21 protein-coding genes and 1 riboswitch are annotated in these 23,587 nt (G+C 70.1%); of the genes, 9 read left to right on the forward strand and 12 right to left on the reverse strand.

What is annotated here, in order from left to right; genetic code table 11:
- Window positions 1-59: 59 nt before the first annotated feature.
- The 6 genes from ACLQ2O_RS12395 to ACLQ2O_RS12420 form a co-directional block, all read right to left on the reverse strand.
- Window positions 60-689 (reverse strand): ferritin-like domain-containing protein, encoded by a 630-nt coding sequence (locus tag ACLQ2O_RS12395; protein ID WP_425830512.1) that lies wholly within the window; start codon window positions 687-689, stop codon window positions 60-62.
- Between the two features lie 12 nt (window positions 690-701).
- On the reverse strand, window positions 702-1,361 hold the full coding sequence (locus tag ACLQ2O_RS12400; RefSeq protein WP_425830514.1) for a ferritin-like domain-containing protein: 660 nt from the start codon (window positions 1,359-1,361) through the stop codon (window positions 702-704).
- An 86-nt stretch (window positions 1,362-1,447) separates the two neighbouring features.
- Window positions 1,448-2,146 carry a class E sortase gene (locus ACLQ2O_RS12405; protein WP_425830516.1) on the reverse strand — a complete coding sequence of 233 codons (699 nt, stop codon included), beginning with the start codon at window positions 2,144-2,146 and terminating at the stop codon, window positions 1,448-1,450.
- A gap of 63 nt (window positions 2,147-2,209) precedes the next feature.
- Window positions 2,210-3,370, reverse strand: coding sequence for a PrsW family intramembrane metalloprotease (locus ACLQ2O_RS12410; protein WP_425830518.1), 1,161 nt, complete (start codon window positions 3,368-3,370; stop codon window positions 2,210-2,212).
- On the reverse strand, window positions 3,367-3,990 hold the full coding sequence (locus tag ACLQ2O_RS12415; protein ID WP_425830520.1) for a hypothetical protein: 624 nt from the start codon (window positions 3,988-3,990) through the stop codon (window positions 3,367-3,369). Before ACLQ2O_RS12415 ends, ACLQ2O_RS12410 begins: the two co-directional genes overlap by 4 nt.
- Before the next feature lie 48 nt (window positions 3,991-4,038).
- Window positions 4,039-4,182, reverse strand: a complete 144-nt coding sequence (locus ACLQ2O_RS12420; protein WP_425830522.1) for a hypothetical protein — start codon at window positions 4,180-4,182, stop codon at window positions 4,039-4,041.
- Window positions 4,183-4,861: 679 nt separating this feature from the next.
- Between ACLQ2O_RS12420 and ACLQ2O_RS12425 the strand changes: the two genes are divergently transcribed.
- The gene (locus ACLQ2O_RS12425; RefSeq protein ID WP_425830524.1) at window positions 4,862-5,368 is read left to right on the forward strand and encodes a histidine phosphatase family protein; all 507 of its coding nucleotides are present in this window, start codon (window positions 4,862-4,864) and stop codon (window positions 5,366-5,368) included.
- Window positions 5,369-5,419: 51 nt separating this feature from the next.
- Complete coding sequence (locus ACLQ2O_RS12430) at window positions 5,420-6,118, forward strand: HNH endonuclease family protein (RefSeq protein ID WP_425830526.1); 699 nt, start codon at window positions 5,420-5,422, stop codon at window positions 6,116-6,118.
- 19 nt (window positions 6,119-6,137) lie between these two features.
- On the opposite strand, the gene ACLQ2O_RS12435 is transcribed toward ACLQ2O_RS12430, so the two are convergent.
- The gene (locus ACLQ2O_RS12435) at window positions 6,138-6,968 is read right to left on the reverse strand and encodes an oxidoreductase (protein WP_425830528.1); all 831 of its coding nucleotides are present in this window, start codon (window positions 6,966-6,968) and stop codon (window positions 6,138-6,140) included.
- A gap of 114 nt (window positions 6,969-7,082) precedes the next feature.
- Here ACLQ2O_RS12435 and ACLQ2O_RS12440 point away from each other — a divergent pair, with 114 nt between their 5' ends.
- The 5 genes from ACLQ2O_RS12440 to ACLQ2O_RS12460 are packed head-to-tail and all read left to right on the forward strand — an operon-like array spanning window position 7,083 to window position 12,621.
- Complete coding sequence (locus ACLQ2O_RS12440) at window positions 7,083-7,439, forward strand: VOC family protein (protein WP_425830530.1); 357 nt, start codon at window positions 7,083-7,085, stop codon at window positions 7,437-7,439.
- A 44-nt stretch (window positions 7,440-7,483) separates the two neighbouring features.
- A complete protein-coding gene (locus ACLQ2O_RS12445) occupies window positions 7,484-8,452 on the forward strand; it encodes an acyl-CoA dehydrogenase family protein (protein ID WP_425830532.1) in 969 nt (322 codons plus the stop codon).
- Window positions 8,449-9,735: a PIG-L family deacetylase gene (locus ACLQ2O_RS12450; RefSeq protein WP_425830534.1), complete on the forward strand. Its 1,287-nt coding sequence runs from the start codon at window positions 8,449-8,451 to the stop codon at window positions 9,733-9,735. The genes ACLQ2O_RS12445 and ACLQ2O_RS12450 overlap by 4 nt, the downstream gene beginning before the upstream one ends.
- Window positions 9,732-10,445, forward strand: a complete 714-nt coding sequence (locus ACLQ2O_RS12455) for a glycosyltransferase (protein ID WP_425830536.1) — start codon at window positions 9,732-9,734, stop codon at window positions 10,443-10,445. Before ACLQ2O_RS12450 ends, ACLQ2O_RS12455 begins: the two co-directional genes overlap by 4 nt.
- Before the next feature lie 22 nt (window positions 10,446-10,467).
- On the forward strand, window positions 10,468-12,621 hold the full coding sequence (locus tag ACLQ2O_RS12460) for a catalase (RefSeq protein ID WP_425830538.1): 2,154 nt from the start codon (window positions 10,468-10,470) through the stop codon (window positions 12,619-12,621).
- 38 nt (window positions 12,622-12,659) lie between these two features.
- Here the strand turns inward: ACLQ2O_RS12460 and rocD are convergent, their stop codons facing one another.
- A complete protein-coding gene (gene rocD / locus ACLQ2O_RS12465) occupies window positions 12,660-13,862 on the reverse strand; it encodes an ornithine--oxo-acid transaminase (protein WP_425830540.1) in 1,203 nt (400 codons plus the stop codon).
- A gap of 67 nt (window positions 13,863-13,929) precedes the next feature.
- Entirely contained in the window at window positions 13,930-16,233 is a 2,304-nt protein-coding gene (gene metE / locus ACLQ2O_RS12470) for a 5-methyltetrahydropteroyltriglutamate--homocysteine S-methyltransferase (protein ID WP_425830542.1), read from the reverse strand.
- A 118-nt stretch (window positions 16,234-16,351) separates the two neighbouring features.
- A riboswitch (cobalamin riboswitch) is annotated at window positions 16,352-16,566 on the reverse strand.
- Between the two features lie 87 nt (window positions 16,567-16,653).
- Between metE and ACLQ2O_RS12475 the strand changes: the two genes are divergently transcribed.
- Entirely contained in the window at window positions 16,654-18,573 is a 1,920-nt protein-coding gene (locus ACLQ2O_RS12475; RefSeq protein WP_425830544.1) for a potassium transporter Kup, read from the forward strand.
- Window positions 18,574-18,589: 16 nt separating this feature from the next.
- Here ACLQ2O_RS12475 and ACLQ2O_RS12480 read toward each other — a convergent pair whose 3' ends face one another.
- Entirely contained in the window at window positions 18,590-19,351 is a 762-nt protein-coding gene (locus ACLQ2O_RS12480) for an IclR family transcriptional regulator (protein ID WP_425830546.1), read from the reverse strand.
- 128 nt (window positions 19,352-19,479) lie between these two features.
- On the opposite strand from ACLQ2O_RS12480, the gene ACLQ2O_RS12485 reads away from it, so the two are divergent.
- Window positions 19,480-20,715, forward strand: coding sequence for a DUF6986 family protein (locus ACLQ2O_RS12485; protein WP_425830548.1), 1,236 nt, complete (start codon window positions 19,480-19,482; stop codon window positions 20,713-20,715).
- A gap of 552 nt (window positions 20,716-21,267) precedes the next feature.
- Here ACLQ2O_RS12485 and ACLQ2O_RS12490 read toward each other — a convergent pair.
- Window positions 21,268-22,671: an 8-oxoguanine deaminase gene (locus ACLQ2O_RS12490; protein WP_425830550.1), complete on the reverse strand. Its 1,404-nt coding sequence runs from the start codon at window positions 22,669-22,671 to the stop codon at window positions 21,268-21,270.
- A 9-nt stretch (window positions 22,672-22,680) separates the two neighbouring features.
- Window positions 22,681-23,586 carry a factor-independent urate hydroxylase gene (pucL, locus tag ACLQ2O_RS12495; protein ID WP_425830552.1) on the reverse strand — a complete coding sequence of 302 codons (906 nt, stop codon included), beginning with the start codon at window positions 23,584-23,586 and terminating at the stop codon, window positions 22,681-22,683.
- Between the last annotated feature and the right edge of the window lies 1 nt (window position 23,587).

Below are 23,587 nucleotides of genomic sequence, written 5' to 3' on the forward strand. Positions count from 1 at the left end.
GGCGGCTGTGGCGTGCCGGTCCCGGCGCTACCTCACCGAGCGCCGGGACCGCCCCCAGGTCAGTAGGTGATCGCGGCAACGACCTTGGCGGGGTCGACCAGGAACGGCGAGACCGCGGTCAGGACGTTGGTCTTCGAGGCGCCCTTCTCGAACGAGCCGTTGTAGACGCCGCCCTCGGCCTTGAGGCCGAGCAGGTTGCCGACGACGGCGGCGTGCCGGGCCTCGACGCCGAAGATGCCGGCCGCGGCCTGCAGGATCATCTTGTCCTTCACGAACCCGGCCGCGCCGAGGTAGGCCCCGACGCCCTTGTTCTCGAAGATGTGCGCGGTGGTGAGGTAGCTCTTGCGGTTCTCGAACGCGCCACCGAAGTCGACGGCGGGTGCGCCGATCGGCGAGCCGCCGAGCTTCTGGATGGTGGCGGTCAGGGTCGCGACGTGCGAGGCCTCGTCCGCGCCGATCTGCATCAGGTACTGCTTCTCCTTGCCGGAAACCAGGTTCGCGGCGTTGCCCTGCCGGTAGAACTCGGCCTCGAGGTACTCCAGCGCGAGCGCGTAGTTCAGGACCTCGATGTCGTTCTTGAAGTCCTTGGCGCTGGCCAGGTGGAAGCCGTTGTTGAGGGCCCCGATCGCGACGCCCGCCGGGACGGCGGAGGCGTTGCCGTGGATCAGGTCTGCGGTGGTGTCAGTCATCTGCTGCTCCTCTCACTTCGCGATGAACGGCATGGCGGCCTGGAGGACCGGACCCATCGCCAGGTGGGCCTCGATCGGCGCCGGGAACGGGTTCCCGCCGCTGATCTGGGCGATGATCGCCGCGTGCCGCGACTCGACGCCGGCGATGGAGGCCGCCGCCGCGAGCAGGTCCGGGTTCTTCACCAGCGGGACCTGGCCGTGGTACGCCTTCACGCCGAGCTCCTCGAAGGTCGCCGCGGTCTTCAGGAACGCCGCCCGGCTGGTGAACGTGCCGGCCGGGAACTTCACCTTCGGCTGCGCGACCGGCTTGCCGCCCAGATCGGTGATCGTGGTCCGCACGGTGGCGACGTGGTCGGCCTCGTGCTGCTGGATCGGGTCGATCAGGTCCTTCTCGCGGCCCTTCAGCAGGTTCGCCTTGAGCCCGGCGGTGTAGAACGCGGACTCCAGGTACTCCAGCGTCAGCGCGTAGTTCAGGATGTCGAGGTCGGACTTGTCCACCTCGGCACCGAACGCGCGGTCGGCCTGGCCGAACGCCACCGGGTCACCCGGTCGGGTGGCGACGTACGTGACGCCGACGCCGATCAGCGCGGCGTTGCGCAGGAAGCTGCGGCGGCTGTGCTCGTCGGCGAACTCGAGGACCGGACGGCCCCCGAAGATCTGCTTGATACCCATTGCTGTCTCCTCAAGCTGTTCTCGTTCGACCGTGGACGGGTCCCGCCCACGGAACATGCCTTCGGACTCCGGGGAATATCGCCTCCTCAGGCGGCGCGGGCCTCGACGACGATGCGCTGGTAGTGGGCGGTGATCGGGTTGCAGGCGAACAAGGTGAGCACCTTGTCGTCCGCCTTGGCCGGCTTGCGCAGGATGAAGGACACGTAGGTCTCCTGCGGCACGATCGTGGTCTTGGAGACCTTGTACGTCGTGCTCTTGGCGCCGACGGTGACCTTGATCGGGTCACCCGGGCGCAGCCGGTCCAGGTACAGGAAGGGTTTGCCGTTCGTGCTGCGGTGGCCGCTGATCACACTGTTGCCCGCGGCACCGGGCAGCGGCGTACCGGGCCAGTGCCCGACACCCTTGACCAGCGCGGGCTCGTCGACGCCGTTGTTCAGCACCTGGTCGACCTTCAGCTTCGGGATCTGCAGGCGGCCCAGCCGCAGCTGCTCACCCGGCCTGGCCTTGATCGCCTCGATCGGTACGCCGGCGGCCGGGTTGTCACCGGCCGCGAACTGCGACTCGACCGGTTTGCCCGCGCGCAGCTGGTCGAGCATCCGGTTGACCAGCGCCTCGTCGTCGGCCGCTGCCGACGAGGAGGGAGAACCGGCCGATGTCGTCGGCGCGGGTGATGCTTTCGGTGGGTCGTCGTGGCCGAAGACGATCACTCCGACGGTGACAGCGAGTACGAAGACCGTGCTCGCGGCCACCCAGCGCCACAGGTTGCCAACTTTCAGGTGTCGCACCAGCGACCACCTCCTCAGCAGGGCCTTCGGAGGCCTCGCCGGGGTGGATGGGTGCTGAGTCAGCTATTTGTTGCGGAGGCGGAGCAATTCGTTGCGCGCGTGCGTCACGGCGGCGGACTCGTTGCCGCCCGAGTAGGCCAGCTCGCGGGACAGGTCCGAGGCAGCTTCCTGCAGGTGGCGGGCGGTTCTGCGGCTGTGCAGGTGCTTGCGGTAGGCCTTGCGGTCCTTGTGCAGACCGCTGACCGCGTCGAGCAGCGGCGGGTCGATGGCGCCGGTCGCCAGCTCGGGAGTCAGCAGCGCGCGGGTCCAGGCGCGTTCCCGGCGGGCCGCGTGCCGCAGGACGTAGAAGAGCGTGATCAGCTCGATGACCGCGATCACGAACGGCAGGACGGCGACCGCCGCGGTGCCGCCGCCGAGACCGCCCATGTCGTCCCACGCGAAGTGGAAGACCATCGCGGCGAGCATCGTCAGGACACCCCGGAGCACGTTGCGTTCGCCCGGGGTGCGGCCGAGGACCCACATCAGGCCGGCGCAGAAGATCGCGCTGAACAAGGCGTGCGACACGATGCCGGCGGCGCCGCGGGTCACGAACACCTGCAGCGACGTGACGAACTGGTCGACGCCGTACTGCTGGGTCGCGCCGTTGTAGACGTACAGGACGTCCTCGAACACCTGGAAGCCCAGGCCGATGAACGCGCCGATGATGAACCCGTCGTACGCGCTGCGGACCAGGCGCGGCGCGAGACCGATCAGCAGGACGAGACCGAGCGCCTTGCCCCACTCCTCGTTGATCGGGGCGGTGAGCCCGGCGGCCCAGTCGGCGGCGAACGACGTACCGCCGGCCTTGGCCCAGATCTCCAGGAGCGCGCCGTTGGCCGGGAGCGCGATCCAGAACGTCGCGGCGACGCCGCCCCAGACGAAGCCGGTCGCGAGCAGTTTCGCGGGCTGCGCGGTGAAGCGGTTGTGGTGGCGGAGCAGCAGCAGCCACGGGATCAGGTACAGCCCGAACAGCAGGACGCCGCCGGCCAGCGCCGGCGTGTAGAAGGAGCCGCCGGAACCGAAGTACTTCAGCATCGTCAGCAGGCCGCCGCCGACGCCGAGCAGGTAGACCCAGAAGGACACGTTGTGCGGCTGGAGGAAACGGAACGGCTGCCCCCAGCCCGACTCCTCGATCGCCGCGAGCTGCTCGGCCCGGGCGTTGCCGGTCACTGTCACGTCGCTCATCGGGCCGCTCCCGGGGTGATGCTGCGCAGCAGGGCCGCGACCTCGTCCTGGTAGTGCTCGAACTGGCCGGAGGATGTGCGGATCCGGACGAGCAACGCCGGCGCGGCCTCGACCACCTCGGCGCTGCCGATGGCCATCTTGAACGCGGCGTTGAGGTCGTCCCCGCCGCTGGGTGACGTGCTGCTGTCGACCACACCGACCAGGCCGGCGCTGGTGGTCAGCGTGCCGCGCTCGGCGTTCACACCCGCGCCGTTGCCGTCGGCCCGCTCGACCTGGTCGAGGAAGGCGTCGGCGGTGCCGTCGTACGAGGAGCCGGACAGTTCGATCGTGGCGCCGCCGCTGGCGAGTGTGATCGACAGGCTGGTCGCGTTACCGCCGGCCAGCGTCCCGCTCTCCAGCTGCCATCCGACCGGCGGCACGGCCGTCGCGCCGTCGCCCAGCTCGAGGACCTGGCCGGCCTTGATCTCGTTGTGCCACGGGATCGCCGAGTTGAGCAAGGGGAAGCCGTAGATCAGCACCAGGGCGATCACCAGGGCGATCAGCCCCGGCTTCGCCGTACGCCGATCCAGCCCGAACCACCGATGCTCCACCGGCACCCAGCCCTGCGTACTGACAGCCATACCGATCACTGTAAGGGCGTCAGATCTCGGCGGACCATCGAAAGTTGTTCAGGTGCAGTCGAGAATGCGCTTACCCAGCGCTGGGCGGTCGATGAGCTTCTCGGCAGGCGTCAGGATCCACAGGGCAGTGCCGCGGACGTCGGCTTCGCGCGCCATCACCACTGGTCGGCCCGGCTGGGCACCCTCACTCACAACCCCGACGGCACCACCACCATCACCGCCACGGTCGCCGACCAGACCCAGCTGTACGGCGTACTAGCCACCCTCCGAGACCTGAGCGCAGTCCTCCTGGACTTCCACCTCACCTGACAACTGGGTTCTGCTCCAGACTGGTGGGGAGAAGAAGGTGGCCTACAACCACCCGCTCGACCCCGGCGGGTGATCGCCGAGAAGGGGGATTGGGGGCTTCGGGCAAGTACGGGGTGATGACGCACACCAGTACGGCGGAACGCCCCGCCTCGCCGCCGTCGTACGCGCGTTGGCTTTCCCCGGTGGACCGGCGGGTCCTGTACCTGTACGCGCTGACCCGCGTCGCGGTCTGGTTGACGGCGTACTGCGCGCGCCGGCTGTTCCCCGGCGACGCCGGCACCCATGACCCGGCGGCGATCGTGGTGCAGTTCGCCGTCACCGTGCATCGGAAGTGGTCCGCTCTGCCGTGGCCGGCCGTGCCCGGCCTGCCGGTCGTCGGTCTGGTCGTGCTTGCGCTGCCCAGGCAACACTCTTGTGGTGGCCGCTGTGGGTCGGTCTGGGCGTCTGGAGCCTGCGCCGCCTCTGGGTCAGGACCACGTAGCTGTGCGTCGTCGTCCCGCTGTCGACCGTCGTCGCCCTCACCTTCTTCACCGGCCGCTGGGCCGGGTAGTAGCTTGTCCGGATGCTCGTCCTCGTCCGCCACGCCATGCCTGTCCATGGGCCGGAGACGCCCGCGCGTGATTGGGTGCTCGGTCCGGAGGGGCGGGAGGCGGCGCGGGAGTTGTGCGCGCGGCTCCCGGCGGGGGCTCGGCTGGTGGCGAGCACCGAGCCGAAGGCGATCGCGACGATCGAGCCGCTCGGCCCGGTCGTCACCGACGCGCGCTTCGACGAGATCGCGCGGGTCGAGGCGTACGACGGCGATTTCCGGACCCGACGGCGGCTGTACGTCGAGGGGACGGACCTCGCCGATTGGGAACCGCGGGAGGAGGTTGTCCGGCGGTTCGGGGCCGGCGTTGCCGAGTACGCCACGGGTGGTCCGGTGGTCATCGCGTCGCACGGGATGGCGACGACTTTGTGGCTGACGGCAACTGTTGGGCTGACGGATCCGGGGGCGTTCTGGGACGACCTGCGGTTCCCGGACGCGGTGGTGGTGGACCTCGAGGCCAAGACGGTGGTTCGGTGGCCGTAGTACGGCGCGTGCGGCGGAGGATGAGGGCGTTTCGCGGGTAACTTTCCGTCGGTGATCCGCCTGCTGCTTGTTGCTGTCCTGTTCGTTTCCGGGTGCACGGTCGCCGGCGCTGGGCCGACGCCCACCGCGCGGCCCAGTTCGCCTCCACCTTCGGTGGCCAAGCCGCAGGGAGCGACCGCCAAGGCGATCGATGCGGAGCTGCGCGGGGCTCGGGTCGTGGTGACGAGACCGAAGGCCGGCGGGTACAAGCGGGACAAGTTCGGGCAGAGCTGGACCGACAATCACAGTGGGCCCGGTGGGCACAACGGGTGCGACACCCGGAACGACGTACTGGCCGCGCAGTTGACCGCCGTGCACAATCGCACGGCGAAGAGCTGCGTCGTGGTCGAGGGCACGTTGACCACCGAGCCGTACACCGGGCGCCGGGTCGAGTTCCGGAAGGCGGCGGCGACCAAGGTGCAGATCGATCACCTCTACCCGCTGGCCAGGGCGTGGGACATGGGAGCGGCGCGTTGGACAACGCAGCGCCGGGTCGACTTCGCCAACGATCAGGCCGCCAACCTGCTCGCCGTGGACGGCCCGGCCAACGCGTCCAAGAACGACTCCGGACCGGGGGAGTGGATGCCGCTCAACCGCGCCTACCGCTGCGTCTACGTCCTGCGCTACCTGCAGGTCGCCCGCAAGTACACGCTGCCCATCACCGCCGCCGACCGCGACACCGCGAAGACGATCATGCCGACCTGTCGCTAGCCAGGCTGGGGAGTTCCGCCTACTTGTCGAAGTCGGTGGCGCGGCTGACCAGTTCCCACTGGTCGACCTCGGTGCGGAGGGCGTCGAGCGCGGTGCGGAAAGCCGTCGACGCGTCGTTCCCGAGGAGCAGCATGTACGGCGGGGAGTCGGACTCCACGGCCTCGATCAGCGCGGCGGCGGCCTTGGCCGGGTCGCCGGGCTGGGTACCGTGGACCGTGTCGTTCTCCTTGCGGCGCTTGCCCGCCGTACCGGCGTAGTCGGCGATCGGTTCGGCGGCCTGCAGCAGCGAGCGGCCGGCGAAGTCGGTGCGGAAGCCGCCGGGCTCGACGACGAGCGCGGTGATGCCGAGCGGCGCGACCTCCTTGCGCAGCGAGAGGGTCAGCGACTCGACCGCGGACTTGACGGCGGCGTAGTAGCCCGAGCCCTCGGGGCAGATCCGCGCGCCGATCGAGGAGAGGTTGACGATCGTGCCGGACCGCCGGGCGCGCATGCTCGGCAGAACGGCCTTGATGGTCCGAACCGTACCGAAGACGTGGGTGTCGAAGAGTTGCCGGACGTCCTCGTCGTCGCCCTCCTCGACGGCGGCGCGGTAGCCGTAGCCGGCGTTGTTGACCAGGACGTTGATCTCACCGAACCGCTTCTCGGCCGCGGCCACCGCATCGGTCACCTGGGCGTCGCTGGTGACGTCGAGAGGGAGTGCGAGCGCGGTGTCCGGGTAGGCGTCCGCGAGGTCCTGGACCTTCGCGACGTCGCGCGCGGTGACGACGACGTTGTCGCCGCGGGTGAGCAGCGCCTCGGCGAACGCGCGCCCGAGGCCGGTCGAGCAGCCTGTGATGAACCAGGTCGACATGGTGTTCCTTCCGTGAACGGCTTGGTCGTCCATCGAACAGCACTTCGGACAGTTCGTGGGAGTGCCTGGCGTGCCAGGTACCAGCAGGACCCCTCAGGTGCGAGGGTTGGTGTCATGGACGACATACCTGAGCTGGCGGCGGTCGCTGTCGACTGTGCCGATCCCTGGGCGGTCGGGCGGTTCTGGCAGCGGTTCCTCGGGGGTGAGCTGCGGGCGAGCGGTGACGAGGTCGTGGAGTTGCACGGGGCAACGGTCCGCCTGGACTTCTGTCTGGTCGCGGACCCGCCGTACGACCGCAAGAACCCGGTCCACCTCGACCTGCGTGTCCCGGCTGCTCGCCGCGACGCCGCGATCGACCGCGCCCTGTCCCTCGGCGCCACCAGGGCGCTCGACATCTACGACGGCGACGAGTGGGCCTGCCTGCGCGATCCCGCCGGCCACGAGTTCTGCCTGGTCTGGGGCGCGGCCTGACGCTCAGGTGAAGCGGGTGGTTCGCGCTCGGGTACCGGTGCGGAATGGGCAACGACTTGGTGGACGGGGTGCGGCGGACGGCGCGATCGGTGGCGGAGAGGCTTCGGGAGCTCGCGGACAGTGGGGACCTGGAGCTGCCCGATCCAGGAGCAGGCCGTACGGCGGACCGGTGGCGCGCGCTGACCGAGCTGGGCCGGACCGATCTCGCGCTGGCGAGACTGGCCGAGGGCCACACCGACGCGACCTCGATCCTGCGGCAGGCCGGGGTCGCACCGGAGCCGCAGGCGCTGTACGGCGTGTGGGCGGCACGGTCGGGAGGGACCGGCGCGGTGCTCAGGGACGGACGGCTGTCGGGGACGGTGCGGTTCTGCTCGGGCGCTCATTCGCTGGACCGCGCGTTGGTGGTCGCGTTGTCCGTCGAGGGCGAGAGCAGCATGTACGACGTACCGCTGGATCAGGCGGGCATCGTTCGGGTGGCCGACACCTGGCAGGCGGTGGGGATGGATGCGTCCGACAGCCCGGACGTGATCTTCGAGAATGTTGCCGTCGGCCCCCGGATCGGTGGGCCCGGCTTCTACACGAGTCGTCCTGGGTTCTGGTGGGGTGGCGGAGGGGTGGCCGCGGTCTGGTACGGCGGTTCGCTCGGTCTGGTGGATCGGACGACCGACTACCTGCGCGCCGGTAAAGGTGTGGACGACCATCAGCTGGCGCACCTCGGAGAGCTCCGGACGTCCCTGGCGGCGACCGAGGGCCTGTTGCGCCAGACCGCGGCGGCGATCGACGCGGATCCGAAGGCGGACGTGATGACGGAGGTCTGGTTGCTTCGGGCAAGCGCTGAGCAGACGGCCCGCGCGGTGGCCGACCGGGTGCCGCGGATCGTGGGGCCGACGCCGCTGTCGCGGGACCGTGGGTTCGCCCAGTTGTTCGCCGACCTGCAGGTGTACGTTCGCCAGCACCACGCGGAGCGCGACTACGCCGCACTGGGCCTACGGTTCCTGGAGGCGACGGCGTGACGCGGGCGCTGACCGGCGAGGACCAGTGGGTCGAGTTCTTCGCGGCCCGGGAGCTTCCGGTGTTCGACGCGACGGCGCCGCGGCGGGTCGTCGTACTGGCTGCTCATCCGGACGACGAGACGCTCGGCGTGGGCGGAACGGTGCAGGCGCTGCATGCCGCGGGTGCGGACGTGACCGTGGTGGTGGCGAGTGATGGCGAGGCGGCCTTTCCGGCGCTCGGTGCTGCGGACCGGGCCGACCTGGCCGCGCGCCGGCGCGACGAGCTGGCGACGGCGATGGACGTCCTTGGTTCGGGGAAGGTCGAGGTGAGCTATCTCGGCTTGCCTGATTCCGGCCTGGCCGAGTGTGAGGACGAGTTGCGGGAGCTGCTGGTCGAGCTGCTGCGCGGCGCCGACTGCGTGCTGCTGCCGTGGACCGGTGACCCCCATCCGGATCACGCGGCCGTCGGCCGGGCCGGGCTGGCGGCGGCGCCGGTCGAGGCGCACCGCTGGTCGTACCCGGTCTGGATGTGGCACTGGATGACGCCGTACGACGAACGGCCGCCGTGGGCGCGTGCTGTCCGGATGCCGTTGCCGGAGCGGCTGCGGGTGGGCAAGGAGAAGGCCCTGGCGGCGTTCGTCTCCCAGCTCGTGCCGGGCCCGAACGGGGAGGACCCGATCGTGGATCCGCTGATGCTGACGCACTTCGACCGGGACTTCGAGGTGTTGTTCCGGGAGCCGCGGACGGAGTCGGCGCCGGTCGAGCGGTTCGCCGAGCTCTACCGGGCGGCGGACGATCCGTGGCACACGGCGGACAGCTGGTACGAACGACGGAAGCGGGCGGTGCTGCTCGCCGCGTTGCCGTTGGAGCGGTACCGGCGGGTGCTGGAACCGGCCTGTGGGGTCGGCGAGCTGACGCGGGAACTGGTGGATCGGGCGGATCAGGTGCTGGCGTTCGACCCGGTGCCGGAGGCGGTGGAGCGGGCTCGCCAGGCGGCGCCGGCCGCGGAGGTAGTCGTCGCTGCGCTGCCGCTCGGGCCGCCGCTTGGCTCAGTCGATCTGGTGGTGCTGAGCGAAATCCTCTACTACCTGGACGACGCCGCACTGACAGCGACGCTGGACGTCGTACTGGCGGCTCTCGAGCCCGGCGGTGACCTGATCGCCGTGCACTGGCGGCCGTGGGCGCCCGAGGCACCGCGGGACGGGGATGCCGCGCACCGGATCGTGCTGGCGCGCGACGAGCTGGAGGTTCTGGTCGAGCACGTGGAGGACGACTTCGTCCTGCACGTGCTGCGCCGCCGATGATCGCGGCGATCGGCGTCGTCGTCCCCGCGCACGACGAGGAACTGGTGATCGGGGACTGCCTGCGCGCGCTGAAAGCTGCTGTGGGCACCGATCGCGAAGCGGTGGTTTGCGTGGTCGCCGACCGGTGCACGGACGGGACCGTCCGGATCGTCCGGGAGACGATGCCTGGGGCAACAGTCGTCGAGGTTCGCGAGGCCGCAACGCTCGGCGAGTTGCGGGACCTGGGCGCGCGGACCGTGCTCGACCTGCTGGCTGGTCATGATCCGGAGGAGATCTGGTTGCTGGGCACGGACGCGGACACCCAGGTCGCGCCCGATTGGGTACGACGGCAACTGGCGCACGCGGACGCCGGCGCCGACGCGGTGACCGGGCTGGTCGACCTTCAGCCGGCGACGCATCTGACCGACGTACTGCGGGCTCGTTACGCGCGCGTGGTGGCGGACGGGATCCGGCCGTTGAGCCACGATCACGTGCACGGTGCGAACTTCGGCGTCCGGGGGAGTGCGTTCCTCGCGGTCGGTGGTTACCGGCCGATCGCGACCGGGGAGGACCGGGACCTGTGGTTCCGGTTGCTGGAGGCTGGGTTCCGTGGGGTGCAGCCGCTGGACCTGACCGTACGCACGAGTGCGCGGGTGGTGGGCCGGGCGCGGGGTGGGCTCGCTGATCTGCTGGCCGACCTGATTGCGCCCGGGTACCGGGATGTGTCATAACCAGCCACCTGAGGAGACACCCGTGCCCCCGAAACGCAAGGCCGACCAAGCAGCACCGACGGCAGCCGGTCCCACCGGACGGAAGGCGGCGGCCAAGGCAGGGAGCAGGCGGACGGCCCGGGGCAACGAAGCAACAGGTGCTGGGACAAGGGCGGCGAGCGCCGACGCCGTACAGACCGCACGGGCGCAGGCGGGTGACTACCTGACGACCGCGCAGGGGGTGCGGCTGCCGGACACGGACCACTCGCTGAAGGCAGGATCGCGCGGGCCGACGCTGCTCGAGGACTTCCACCTGCGCGAGAAGATCACGCACTTCGACCACGAGCGGATCCCGGAGCGCGTCGTGCACGCGCGCGGGGCGGCCGCGCACGGCACCTTCACGGCGTACGGGAACGCGACGGCGGCGAGCAAGGCCGGGTTCCTGCGGAAAGACCGGGAGACGCCGGTGTTCGCGCGGTTCTCGACCGTGCTCGGGTCGCGCGGCTCGGCCGACACCGTGCGCGACGTGCGTGGTTTCGCGGTGAAGTTCTACACCGAGGAGGGCAACTTCGACCTCGTCGGCAACAACATGCCGGTGTTCTTCATCCAGGACGGGATCAAGTTCCCCGACATCATCCACGCCGGCAAGCCGCACCCGGACCGGGAGATCCCGCAGGCGCAGTCCGCGCACGACACGTTCTGGGACTTCGTGTCGCTGCACACCGAGGCGACCCACCATGTGATGTGGGCGATGTCGGACCGCGGCATCCCGCGCTCGTACCGGACGATGGAGGGCTTCGGCGTCCACACCTTCCGGCTGGTGAACGGCGACGGCGCGACGGCGCTGGCCAAGTTCCACTGGAAGCCGGTGGCCGGCGTGCACTCACTGGTCTGGGAGGAGGCGCAGCTCGCGGCCGGGACCGATCCGGACTTCCACCGCCGGGACATGGCCGACGGGATCGAGAACGGCGCGCCGCTCGAGTTCGAGCTGGGGCTGCAGCTGTTCCCGGACTCCGCGGACGAGACCTTCGAGGGGATCGACCTGCTCGACCCGACGAAGCTCGTGCCGGAGGAGCTGGCCGAGGTGCAACTGGTCGGCAAGCTGACGCTGGACCGCAACCCGACCAACTACTTCGCCGAGACCGAGCAGGTCGCGTTCCACACCGGAAACCTGGTGCCGGGGATCGAGGTGACCAACGATCCGTTGATGCAGGCCCGCTTGTTCTCGTACCTGGACACCCAGCTGACGCGGCTCGGCGGACCCAACTTCACCCAGCTGCCGATCAACTGCCCGCACGCCGCGGTCAACGACAACCTGCGCGACGGCATGCACCAGACCGCCGTGCACCAAGGTGTTTCGCCGTACCTGCCGAACAGCATCGACGCCGCGCCGCAGCCCGCGCGGGAGGACGAGGGCGGGTACGTGCAGGTGCCGCGCGAGATCGAGGGACGGGCGGTCCGGGAGAACCCGGTGTCGTTCGCGGACCACTTCTCGCAGGCGACGCTGTTCTGGGCGAGCATGAGCGAGGTGGAGAAGGTCCACATCGTCGAGGCGTTCACGTTCGAGCTCGGCAAGTGCTACGAGCAACCGATTCGCGAGCGGATGCTCGGCGTGCTGGCGAACGTCGACGCGGACCTGTGCGCGGCGGTGGCCGAAGGGCTCGGGCTTCCCGCGCCTGCTGGAGCGCCGGCCGAGGTCGTCCCGTCGCCGGCGCTGTCGCAGATCCCGCCGGGTCCGGGGCCGATCACCGGGCGGGTCATCGGGGTCTTTGCGGCTCCGGGTGCTGACCTGGCCGGGATCACGAAGCTGCGGCGCGCCGTGGAGGCTCGCGGCGCCGTACTGCGGCTGATCGCGCCGCTGGGCGGGGTCGTGAAGCGGGCGCGCTCGGAGCAGATCGTCGAGCGGACCCTGCTCACCACCCGATCGATCGAGTACGACGCGGTGGTGGTCGCCGGAGGCATCCCCGACTTCACCGACATCAAGCTGTCGATCCTGCTGGGCGAGCTCTTCCGCCACTGCAAGGTGATCGCCGCCTGGGGCGACGGCGACCAGGTCCTCGCCGCCGCCGGGATCGACACCACCGCACCTGGCGTCGTACTGGGGGAGAGCGTCGCCAAGCCCTTCACCAGCGAGCTCCTCGACACGGTCGGCCTCCACCGAGTCTGGGAGCGGGCAGCGCAGATCATGGCGAGTTAGGGCGTGTCTGGCAGCGGAGCCGCCGGCGGCGGCTCCGCTCAGGTGGCCAGTGACTTCAGGGCGAGCGTCAGGCGCTCGGTCAGCCAGTCGAGGGTCGTGGTGGTGATGGTCAGCGGCGGCGACAGGCGGATCGTCGAGCCGTGGGTGTCCTTTGCCAGTACGCCCCGCTCGGCGAGCCTCTCGCACAGCGCGCGGCCGGTCCCGAGCGCCGGATCGAGGTCGAGGCCGGCCCACAGTCCGTGGACGCGGAGGCCGACCAGGCCCTGCGCGCGCAAAGGCTCCAACCGTTCGCGGAGGGCCGGCTCGAGGTCGAGCACGTGCTGCTGGAGATCGCCCGGTTCGAGCAGCTTGACCACCGCGCGCCCGACGGCGGCGGCGAGCGGGTTGCCGCCGAAGGTGCTGCCGTGGGTGCCGGGCGTGATGACGTCCATGATCGCCCGGTCGGTGACGACGGCCGACAGCGCGACGATGCCGCCGCCGAGCGCCTTGCCGAGGATGTACACGTCCGGTACGACGCCCGCCCGCTCGGAGGCGAAGGTCGCCCCGGCCCGGCCGAGGCCCGACTGGATCTCGTCGGCGACCATCAGCACGTTGTTCGCCGTACAGGCCGCGCGGACGGCGGCCAGGTAACCGTCCGGCGGGACGATGACGCCGGCTTCACCCTGGACGGGTTCGAGCAGGACGGCGACCGTGGTGTCGTCGATCGCGGCCTCCAGCGCGGCCGCGTCGCCGTACGGGACGGACCGGAAGCCCGGCGTGTAGGGGCCGTAGTTGTCGTGCGCGTCGGCGTCGCCGGAGAAGCTGATGATGCTGATGGTCCGGCCATGGAAGTTGCCGTCAGCAACGGTGATCGTGGCCTCGCCGTCCGGCACGCCCTTGACCAGGTAGCCCCAGCGGCGGGCCAGCTTCAGCGCGGTCTCGACGGCCTCGGCGCCGGAGTTCATCGGCAGGACGGCGTCCTTGCCGGCCAGCCCGGCCAGTTCCGCGCAGAACGGGCCGAGCTGGTCGTGGTGGAAGGCCCGGCTGGTCAGCGTCACCCGGCCGAGCTGCTCGGTCGCGGCCGCGATCAGCGCCGGGTGCCGGTGCCCGAAGTTGAGCGCGGAGTACCCGGCGAGGCAGTCGAGATAGCGCCGGCCGCCGGTGTCGGTGACCCAGGCCCCCTCGGCGTGAGCGATGGTGACCGGCAGTGGGTGGTAGTTGTGTGCGCCGTACTGCTCTTCCAGCCTCACCGGGTCGGTCACGGATCGCTTCCCTTCGTCGGTAACAGGTAGTACAGGAGAGCATATCCTGTACTACCTGCTACTGAGGTCAGCCGAGCTGTTCGCGGACGGCGCGGGCCGCGCCGACCAGGTGGTCGAGGGAGTCGCGGACCTCGGGCCAGCCGCGGGTCTTCAGGCCGCAGTCGGGATTGACCCACAGGCGCTCGGCCGGGATCGCGGCCAGACCCTTCTGCAGCAGTGAGACGACCTCGGGCGTGCCGGGGACGCGCGGGGAGTGGATGTCGTAGACGCCGGGACCGACGCCGCGCGGGTAGCCGGCGTTGCCGAGCTCGTGGGCGACCTGCATGTGCGAGCGGGCCGCTTCGAGGCTCGCGACGTCGGCCTCCATCTCGTCCAGCGCGTTCAGGATGTCGCCGAACTCCACGTAACACATGTGCGTGTGGATCTGCGTGTCCGCCCGGACGCCGCTGGTCGTCAGCCGGAACACCTCGGTGCCCCAACTCAGGTACGCCGCACGGTCGGCCTGCCGCAGCGGCAGGGTCTCGCGCAGCGCCGGCTCGTCGACCTGGATCACCGCGGCACCGGCCGCCTCGAGATCGTTGACCTCGTCCCGCAACGCCAGCGCGACCTGGCGTGCGGTGTCGCTGCGCGGCTGGTCGTCGCGGACGAACGACCACGCGAGCATCGTGACCGGACCGGTCAGCATGCCCTTGACCGGACGCTCGGTCTGCAGCTGTGCGTACGCCCACCAGCGGACCGTCATCGGCTCCGGCCGCGAGATGTCGCCGACCAGGACCGGCGGCCGGACGTACCGGGTGCCGTACGACTGGACCCAGCCGTGCTGCGTCGCCAAGTACCCGTCGAGCTGCTCGGCGAAGTACTGGACCATGTCGTTGCGCTCGGGCTCACCGTGCACGAGCACGTCCAGCCCGGCCTTCTCCTGGAACGCGAGCACCTCCTGGATCTCGGCCTCGATCCGCTGGTCGTACTGCGTCGCGTCGATCCGTCCGGCGCGCAGGTCGGCGCGCGCCGTCCGCAGCTCGGTGGTCTGCGGGAACGACCCGACAGTCGTTGTCGGGAGCAACGGCAGGCCGAGCCGTGCCTGCTGGGCGGCGCTGCGTTCGGCGTACGGCGTGGAGCGGCGACTGTCCGCGTCGGTGACCGCTGCGACCCGCGCCCGGACGTCGGGGTTGTTCGTCAGTGCCGAAGCGCTCCGGGAGTCCAGCGCGGCCCGGTTCGCGTTCAGCTGGTCGGCGATCGCCTCGGCGCCTTCGGTGAAGCCGAGCGTCAGCGTCGCGATCTCGGCGGACTTCTGCCGGGCGAACGCCAGCCAGCGCGCGACCTCCGGGTCGACGCCGTCCTCGGCCGTGACGTCGTACGGGACGTGCAGCAGGGAGCACGACGCACTGACGTCGACCTGACCGGCCAGCGAGCGCAGCCGGGTCAGCGTGGCGAGCGACTTGGTGAGATCGTTGATCCAGATGTTGCGGCCGTTGACCACGCCCGCGACGAGCCGTTTCGAGCGCACCTCGGAGGCCGCGACCAGGTCGTCGAGGTTGCCCTCCGCGGGACCGGTGAAGTCGATCGCCAGACCCTCGACCGGCGACTTGGCCAGCACCGGCAGCGCCTTGCCGAGCCGGTCGAAGTACGACGCGACGAGCAGCCGCGGGCGATCGGTCAGACCACCCAGTACGGCGTACGCGCGGGCCGTCAGGTCGAGCTCATCGGCCGAGCGGTCCTGGACCAGCGCCGGCTCGTCCAGCTGCACCCAGCCGGCGCCGGCGGCGCGCAGGTCCGCGAGCACTTCGGCGTACACGGGGAGGATCTTGTCGAGCAGCGACAGCGGCTCGAAGTGCTCGTCGACGCCCGGCGCCGGCTTGGCCAGCAGTAGGTAGGCGATCGGGCCGACGACGACCGGGCGCGCGGTCAGCCCGAGGTCGAGCGCTTCGCGAAGCTCGGCGACCTGCTTGCTGGTGTCGGCGGTGAAGGTGCTGTCGGGGCCGAGCTCGGGGACCAGGTAGTGGTAGTTGGTGTCGAACCACTTGGTCATCTCCAGCGGCGCGACCTCCTGGGTGCCGCGGGCCATCGCGAAGTACCCGTCCAGCGGGTCCGCGGCCACAGCGGCCCGGTGCCGCTCGGGGATCGCGCCGAGCAGGACCGACGTGTCGAGCACGTGGTCGTAGTACGAGAAGTCGCCGGTCGGGACCTCGTCGATGCCGTCGGCAGCGAGCTGCTGCCAGTTGGCCTTGCGCAGGCCGGCCGCGGTCTGCCGGAGGGCGTCCGCGCTGACGGTGCCCTTCCAGTAGCCCTCGACGGCCTTCTTCAGTTCACGGCTCTGGCCCTGACGCGGGTAGCCGTACACGGTGGACCGTGCTGCTGACTGGGTGTTCAAGTGTCTCTCCTTGGCGAGGCAGTCTCGAAGACCCCGGACCTCAGGAGAACGACGGCAGGCGCGACGGGTCGCGCACGGCCGACCTTCCCACGAGGTCACGCGGTCACCGCCGTACGACGACGCACGGCGGGCAGAGGCAGGTCTTCGGACTCGCGGGCGCGTCTGGCTCCAGACACCTACTGGCCGTCGCTTCCCAGACCGGTCCTCCGGTCCAGTGCTGATGACGGCGGTCGTTCCCACTCACCGCTGCGGGGCAGTCCCGGATTTCCACCGGGTTCCCTCTTACGACGACCCGACTGGCGACCGGGCCGAACCACTGCGTCTCCACTTTCTCACAGAACTCTCACAGCACGACGCGAGTGTGATCGGTCTGCCAGCCAGGCTGATTTGGTTCAATGCGCGCGTGAACAGGCTGACGCGATGAGCACCGACCACGTGGACGGCCGCGTGCAGTCCCGGACGCTGCTGACGATCGGTGCCCTCGGCGTGGTCTTCGGGGACATCGGCACGAGCCCGATCTACACGATCCAGACCGTGTTCAACCCCGGCGACCCGCACCCGGTGCCGGTCTCGGCCGACAGCGTGTTCGGGATCGTGTCGCTCATCTTCTGGGCGGTCACGATCATCGTGACGATCAAGTACGTGCTGCTGGTGCTGCGCGCGGACAACCACGGCGAGGGCGGCATCCTCGCGCTGATCACACTGATCCGTAGCCACGGCACCAACGGCAGCCGCCGGACCAAGGTGATCCTGGCCGGGCTCGGCATCTTCGGCGCGTCGCTGTTCTTCGGCGACTCGATGATCACGCCGGCCATCTCGGTGTTGTCCGCGGTCGAGGGTCTCAAGGTCGTCGAGCCCGGGCTGGACTCGTACGTCGTACCGATCACCGCGACGATCATCGTCGTCCTGTTCACGCTGCAGCGGCTCGGCACCGGCCGGATCGGGCGGTCGTTCGGCGTCGTGATGGTGATCTGGTTCGTCACCATCGGCGCGGCCGGGATCGGTGGCATCACCCGCCACCCGGAGATCCTGAAGGCCCTGTCGCCGACGTACGCGCTGGGCTTCCTGACCAACGACTTCGGGCACGCCTTCTTCGCGCTGGCCGCGGTCGTGCTCGCGATCACCGGCGCCGAGGCCCTGTACGCCGACCTCGGGCACTTCGGCCGCGCGCCGATCACCCGGGCCTGGCTGATCCTCGTGTTCCCGGCGTGCGTCCTGAGCTACCTCGGGCAGGGCGCGCTGGTGCTCAAGGACCAGTCGTCGATCAGCAGCCCGTTCTTCCTGCTCGTGCCCGAGTGGGGGAGGATCCCGCTGGTCCTGCTCGCCACCGCCGCGACGGTGATCGCGTCCCAGGCCGTCATCACCGGCGCGTTCTCGGTCGCCCGCCAGGCGGTGCAGCTCGGGTACCTGCCGCGGCTGCGGATCCTGCACACGTCGGACGAGACGATCGGCCAGATCTACGTGCCGTGGATCAACTGGGCGCTGATGATCTCGGTGCTCACGCTGGTCTTCGCGTTCCAGACCTCGGCCGCGCTCGCCTTCGCCTTCGGGATGGCGGTCACCGCCACGGTCACGATCAACACCGTGCTGTTCTTCTACATCGTCCGCAAGCAGTGGGGCAAGCCGATGTGGGTGGTGATCGGCGGAGGAGCGGTGTTCCTGTCGATCGAGCTGCTGTTCCTCGCGGCGAACCTGACCAAGCTCGTGCACGGCGCCTGGCTGCCGCTGCTGATCGGGATCACGGTCTTCACCGTGCTCACCACCTGGCAGCGCGGGCGCGCTCTGGTCACCGCGCGGCGCGAGCGTCAGGAAGGCTCACTGACGACGTTCGTCAACGAGCTGCACGACGCGCGGCCGCCGCTGCGCCGGGTGCCCGGGACGGCGGTCTTCCTGAACCGGGGCAAGGACACCGTGCCGCTGGCGATGCGCGCGAACGTCGAGCACAACCACATCCTGCACGAGAACGTCGTGATCCTGTCGATCGAGACCGAGCCGGTGCCGTCGGTCCCGGACACCGAGCGGATCACGATCGACGACCTCGGGTTCGACGACGACCGGATCGTGCACGTGACGGCCCGGTTCGGCTACGTCCAGACCCCGGACGTGGCCGCCGTACTGCGGCTGGCCGCGGAGCAGAGCTCCGAGGTGGCCTCGATCGATCTGAGCGACACGTCGTACTTCCTGTCGACGATCGAGCTGCGGCTCGGTGAGCACCCGGACATGGCGCGCTGGCGCAGCCGGCTGTTCGTGGCGACCTCGCACATCAGCGCGGACGCCGCCGAGTACTTCGGTCTGCCCCGCGACCGCGTGGTCATCATGGGCTCGCGCATCGACGTCTAGTGATCCTTCGGGCGGCTTAGCGCAGGTCGTCGGAGAAGGACTGGGCGGCCTGCGTGAGCAGGGGGATCGCCCGGTCCACCAGGGGCTCGGTCATCCGGCCGGCCGGGCCCGAGATCGAGAACGCGAGCCGCGACGGGACGTCGGGCACCGGTACGGCGATGCAGCGGACCCCGAGCTCCTGCTCGCCCTCGTCGACGGCGTACCCGTCCTGCTGTGCCTTGCGGAGCTGGGCCGCGAACTCCTCGACGTCGGTGATCGTGGTCTCGGTGTGCTTCGGCATGCCGGTGCGCTGCAGCAGGTCGCGGACCTCGGCCTCGCGCAGCTGGGACATGATCGCCTTGCCGACGGCGGTGCAGTGCGGGAGGACCCGGCGGCCGACCTCGGTGAACATGCGCATCGAGTGTCGCGACTGGACCTGCGCGAGGTAGACGATCTGGTCGCCGTCGAGCATCGCCAGGTTCGCGGACTCGCCGAGCTCGTCGACCAGGCGGGCCAGGTGTGGGCGGGCCCAGACGCTGAGCATGTGCGAGGAGGTCTCGCCGAGGCGGATCAGCTTCGGGCCGAGCACGTACTGGCGGGAGGGCTCCTGGCGGACGTAGCCGAGATCGACCAGCGTGCGGACCAGGCGGTGGATCGTCGGCAGGGGGAGGCCGGACGCGGTGGCGAGCTGGGACAGGCCGAGCATGCCGCCGGCGTCGGCCATCAGTTCGAGCAGGCCGAAAGCGCGCTCGATCGACTGCACGCTGCCCGAGCGCGGGGTGCCGGTGGTTTCCGCCACGAGGTCTCCTTCGGATTCCGGATGGCGGAAGTCTAGCGCCAGATCCCGGAAGCTCAAGGTCTTGCTGGTTCCGGTTTGTGGATAATAGTCTCCACCATACGGAAATCATGGAGATTAAGGTGGTGGGTATGACAGACCTCGACGCTCTCGTCGGCGACCTCGACCGACGGCTGGCCGAGGCGGACGCCGTACTGGCCACGCGGTACCCGGGGGATCGGGGGGTGCGGCAGCCGGTGCACACGGTGTACGTGCCGGGCGATCAGTACGACGCCGGGACGGTTGGTGCGTGGGCTGCCGAGGCGAAGGCCGCGCTGGCGGCGCACGCCGGGTCGGCCGCGGAGCTGGCTTCGGCCGTGCCTGCGTTGCACGAGCAGGTCTACGAACGGGTGATCGCGAAGCTCGACGCGGAGCCGATCGAGGATCTGCGGATCGACTTCGAGGACGGCTACGGGACGCGGTCCGACGAGGAGGAGGACGCCGCAGCCGTTGCTGCCGCGCGGGCTTTGGCGTCGACCGTCAAGGACGGGTCGGCGCCGCCGTTCCACGGTCTGCGGATCAAGTCGCTGGAGGCGCCGAGCCGGCGTCGCGGCGTACGGACGCTGGATCTCTTCGTCGGTGAGCTGGCCTCGGCCGGTGCGCTGACGAGCGGCTTCGTGATCACGCTCGCGAAGGTCACGTCGGTCGAGCAGATCGCGGCGATGGTCGTCGTACTGGAGGCTGTCGAGCGGGCGCACCCGGTGCCGAAGCTCGGCTTCGAGATCCAGGTCGAGACGCCGCAGTCGATCCTCGGTCCGGACGGCGTTGCGCTGATCCCGCTGATGATCGCTGCCGGTGCCGGCCGGGTGACGGGGCTGCACTACGGCACGTACGACTACTCGGCTTCTCTCGGCGTCGCCGCGGCGTACCAGAGCATGGAGCACCCGGTCGCCGACCACGCCAAGGACGTCATGCAGCTCGCCGCGGCCGGGACCGGTGTCCTTATCTCCGACGGCTCCACCAACGTCCTTCCGGTCGGCGACCGCGAGGCCGTCCACGCCGCGTGGCGTCTACATGCCCGACTTGTACGCCGCTCGCTCGAGCGGGGCATCTACCAGGGCTGGGACATGCACCCCGCCCAGCTCCCCACCCGGTACGCCGCCACGTACTCGTTCTACCGAGAAGGCCTGGCCTCCGCCGCCGCTCGCCTCCGCGCCTACACAGGTGGTGGCGACTCGGGCTACCTGGACGAGCCCGCGACGGCTACAGCCCTGGCTGCCTACGTGCTCCGAGCAGCCGAGTGCGGCGCCGCCACCCAGGAGGAGATCAACAAGCTGACGGGCTTGGACAAGGTCGCTCTGGCGAAGCTGGCGAAACGGCCCATCTAGGCGTGCCACCTCCTCCGCAATCGGGAGGAGGCGGTGGGTGGAAGGAAGAGGCGCCCGCCCCGGAGCCCTCGGCCTCCGACCTGGGCGGCGCACCGCTGACCCCTGCGATGGTTCCGCCAAGGCGTCGGGTCAGCCGACTGACGCCGTACTGGACGACTGACGCGATGTACCGCGGCAGTCGTCCAACAAGGAAGCAGTCGTCCAACAAGGAAGCAGTCGGCCGGGAAGGTCCTTGCCGTCGCCTCCCGGTCCTGCAGTCATCGGCTCGGCCTGGGTGCCTGACTTCGGCTTCCGACTGCCGGTTACAGGACAGGTGGTGAAGGTGTGGGCCCGCTGGTACGACGTACAGGTTGCTTGGTCGCGCTCCGTCGGCCCGGCAGGGTGTCGATCGGGCGCCGCTGGACGAGGTGCTGGTGGGGACCGACCGACAGGAGGTCTCCTGCGCGAGTTGGGCGGGTGGGCAGGATCTGAGAGTAGGTCGCGGCATGGCGCGTCCGGAGAGTGGGAGACGTCCTGTCGGTCGGTACTGGGCGAGCTGACCGGCGCGGGTGGTCAGCCGGCTTTGGCTAGAAGGGCTTGTTGGGCTCGGGCTACTTGAGTGGCGATGGTTGGTTCGTCGATCGTGATCAGGTGATTCTGCTCGACTACAGGGCGGCCGTTGACCAGGAGGAGGTCCAGCGGGGGAGGTGCGCCGAGGACCAGTGCGGCTACTGGGTCGGCGATGCCTGCGTGGGGGAGCGTGTCCAGGCGCCAGAGGGCGAGGTCGGCCAGTTTGCCGGGTTCTATGGAGCCGATCTCCTGGTCCCGGCCCAGGAGGCGCGCGCCTTCGAGCGTGGCCATTTCGAGGGCGGCTCGGACGGTGAGGGCTTCCGGACCGCCGCGGGCTCTCGCGAAGAGGACGGCGTGGCGGACCTCCTCGAGCAGGCTGCCGGCTTCGTTGCTGGCGGCACCATCTACGCCCAGGCCGACGGGCGCACCGGCGGCGCGGAGGTCGGCGACTCGGGCGATGCCGGCGCCGAGGCGGGCGTTCGAGCTGGGGCAGTGGGCCACACCGGTGCCCGTCTGACCCAGCCGTTTGATCTCGGTGTCGGTGAAGTGGATGCCGTGGGCGAACCACACGTCCGGACCGACCCAGCCGAGCGAATCGGCGTACTCGGACGGTGTGCAGTTGAAGCGATCCGCGCACCAGTCGGACTCGTCGGTCGTCTCCGCGAGGTGCGTGTGGAGGCGGACGCCGCGGCGACGGGCGAGCTCGGCTGCTTCGCGCATGAGCTCGCCGGTCACGCTGAACGGTGAGCAAGGCGCCACCGCGATCCGCAGCATCGAGCCCGGCGACGGATCGTGCCAGCGATCGACCGCGGCCTCGGTCGCGATGAGGATCTCGTCGCGGTCCTGCACCACCGAGTCGGGCGGCAGCCCGCCGTCCTTCTCGCTCAGGTCCATCGAACCGCGCGCCGGGTGGAACCGCAGTCCCACCTCGGCGGCGGCCAGGATCTCCGCGGCCAGCAGATCCCCACCGGCCCGCGGGAACACGTAGTGGTGGTCGGCCGCGGTCGTGCACCCGGTCAGCGCGAGCTGAGCCAGCGCACCCTGCGCGGCGACGTGGACCGACTCCTCGTCGATCCCCGCCCACGCCGGGTAGAGCGTCGTCAGCCAGCGGAACAGCCCGGCGTCCGGCGCGAGCCCGCGCGTCACCCACTGGTACAGGTGCTGATGCGTGTTGACGAACCCGGGCGTGAGCAGGCAGCCTCGCCCGTCCACCACCCGGGCACCCTCGTACGCCGGCGCCGGGCCGGGGCCGGCAGCAACTATTTGGTTGCCGGAGACAACAACATGCCCGGCGAACTCCCGGCGACCGGGATCGAGGGTGACCACGGTCGCCCCCTCGATCACGATCGCCCGGCCGTCGCCCTCGGCCGCCCGACCGGCGTCGTCGCTTCGGTGCTGCTCGCTCATCCGCGAACCTCAGCAGAAGCCCGGCACGGCGTGCCAGGCGCTGCCCGCGTCCGTGGCGTCGTCCCGGACGACCGTCGCCTCGATCAACCCGTACGGGCGGTCCGCCGCGATGAAGACCTCACCCGGGTTCTCCACCTCGAACGGCGACAGGTCCACCAGGAAGTGGTGCTTGTTCGGCGCGGAGAACTTGATCTCCGCGACCTCCGGGTGCCGCTCCAGCACCGCCTCACCCATCCCGTACAGCGTCTGCTGCAGCGCGTAGCTGTGGATCCGCGCGAACTGCTCCAGTAGCAGGCCCTTGATCTCGTCGTACGACTTGTCCCAGTCGACCTCGGTGTGGTCGTAGCGCCACCGGGCGACCAGCGACGTCGCGAGGATCCGGTCGTCGGTCTCCGGCAGCGTCGTGTACTTGTCCTTGCGGAAGCCATGGAACTCCGACCCGGTCGACTTCAGGACCGTGAGGTCGTGGATGCCGGACACGACGTACGCGCGCCGCTCGGCACCGTGCCCCTCGACGTTCACGATCGTCGACCGGATCCCGGCGCCGGACCGGACGAACGAGTGGTCGTGCTCCTGCCCGTCGACCAGGATCCGCTCCCACGGGTACTCCTGGATCTCGACCCGCGCGCCGTCGGCGGCCGGCGTCGCCTCGAGGAAGTGGTCGCCGAGCGTCAGCGCGAAGTCCTCGATCGCGCCGACGCCCTTCTCCTTGGCGAACGCGAACGCGGTGTTCTTCTGGGTGTCGGTCGGCAGCACCTCGCCCTGGTTCCCGGTGATGTGCGCGTCCTCGAACCGGCCGCGCAGCGCGGACGAGACGTTGAGGTCGCGGATCTGGTGGCGCGCGGTGTCGCGGTAGATGCGCACGACCCGGCTCTCGGCCTTGCCGTACTGGTTGGCTCCCAGGTGGATCGCCATC

Source organism: Kribbella sp. DT2 (genome assembly GCF_049844575.1).
Lineage (GTDB): Bacteria > Actinomycetota > Actinomycetes > Propionibacteriales > Kribbellaceae > Kribbella.

Bases quoted from the DNA above. Each gene is read 5' to 3' on its own strand.
- ACLQ2O_RS12395 (WP_425830512.1), bottom strand. From the start codon at position 689: ATGACTGACACCACCGCAGACCTGATCCACGGCAACGCCTCCGCCGTC.
- ACLQ2O_RS12425 (WP_425830524.1), top strand. From the start codon at position 4,862: ATGCTCGTCCTCGTCCGCCACGCCATGCCTGTCCATGGGCCGGAGACG.
- pucL (WP_425830552.1), bottom strand. From the start codon at position 23,586: ATGGCGATCCACCTGGGAGCCAACCAGTACGGCAAGGCCGAGAGCCGG.
- ACLQ2O_RS12415 (WP_425830520.1), bottom strand. From the start codon at position 3,990: ATGGCTGTCAGTACGCAGGGCTGGGTGCCGGTGGAGCATCGGTGGTTC.
- ACLQ2O_RS12475 (WP_425830544.1), top strand. From the start codon at position 16,654: ATGAGCACCGACCACGTGGACGGCCGCGTGCAGTCCCGGACGCTGCTG.
- ACLQ2O_RS12455 (WP_425830536.1), top strand. From the start codon at position 9,732: ATGATCGCGGCGATCGGCGTCGTCGTCCCCGCGCACGACGAGGAACTG.
- ACLQ2O_RS12490 (WP_425830550.1), bottom strand. From the start codon at position 22,671: ATGAGCGAGCAGCACCGAAGCGACGACGCCGGTCGGGCGGCCGAGGGC.
- ACLQ2O_RS12410 (WP_425830518.1), bottom strand. From the start codon at position 3,370: ATGAGCGACGTGACAGTGACCGGCAACGCCCGGGCCGAGCAGCTCGCG.
- ACLQ2O_RS12445 (WP_425830532.1), top strand. From the start codon at position 7,484: ATGGGCAACGACTTGGTGGACGGGGTGCGGCGGACGGCGCGATCGGTG.
- ACLQ2O_RS12400 (WP_425830514.1), bottom strand. From the start codon at position 1,361: ATGGGTATCAAGCAGATCTTCGGGGGCCGTCCGGTCCTCGAGTTCGCC.
- ACLQ2O_RS12485 (WP_425830548.1), top strand. From the start codon at position 19,480: ATGACAGACCTCGACGCTCTCGTCGGCGACCTCGACCGACGGCTGGCC.
- ACLQ2O_RS12435 (WP_425830528.1), bottom strand. From the start codon at position 6,968: ATGTCGACCTGGTTCATCACAGGCTGCTCGACCGGCCTCGGGCGCGCG.
- ACLQ2O_RS12440 (WP_425830530.1), top strand. From the start codon at position 7,083: ATGGACGACATACCTGAGCTGGCGGCGGTCGCTGTCGACTGTGCCGAT.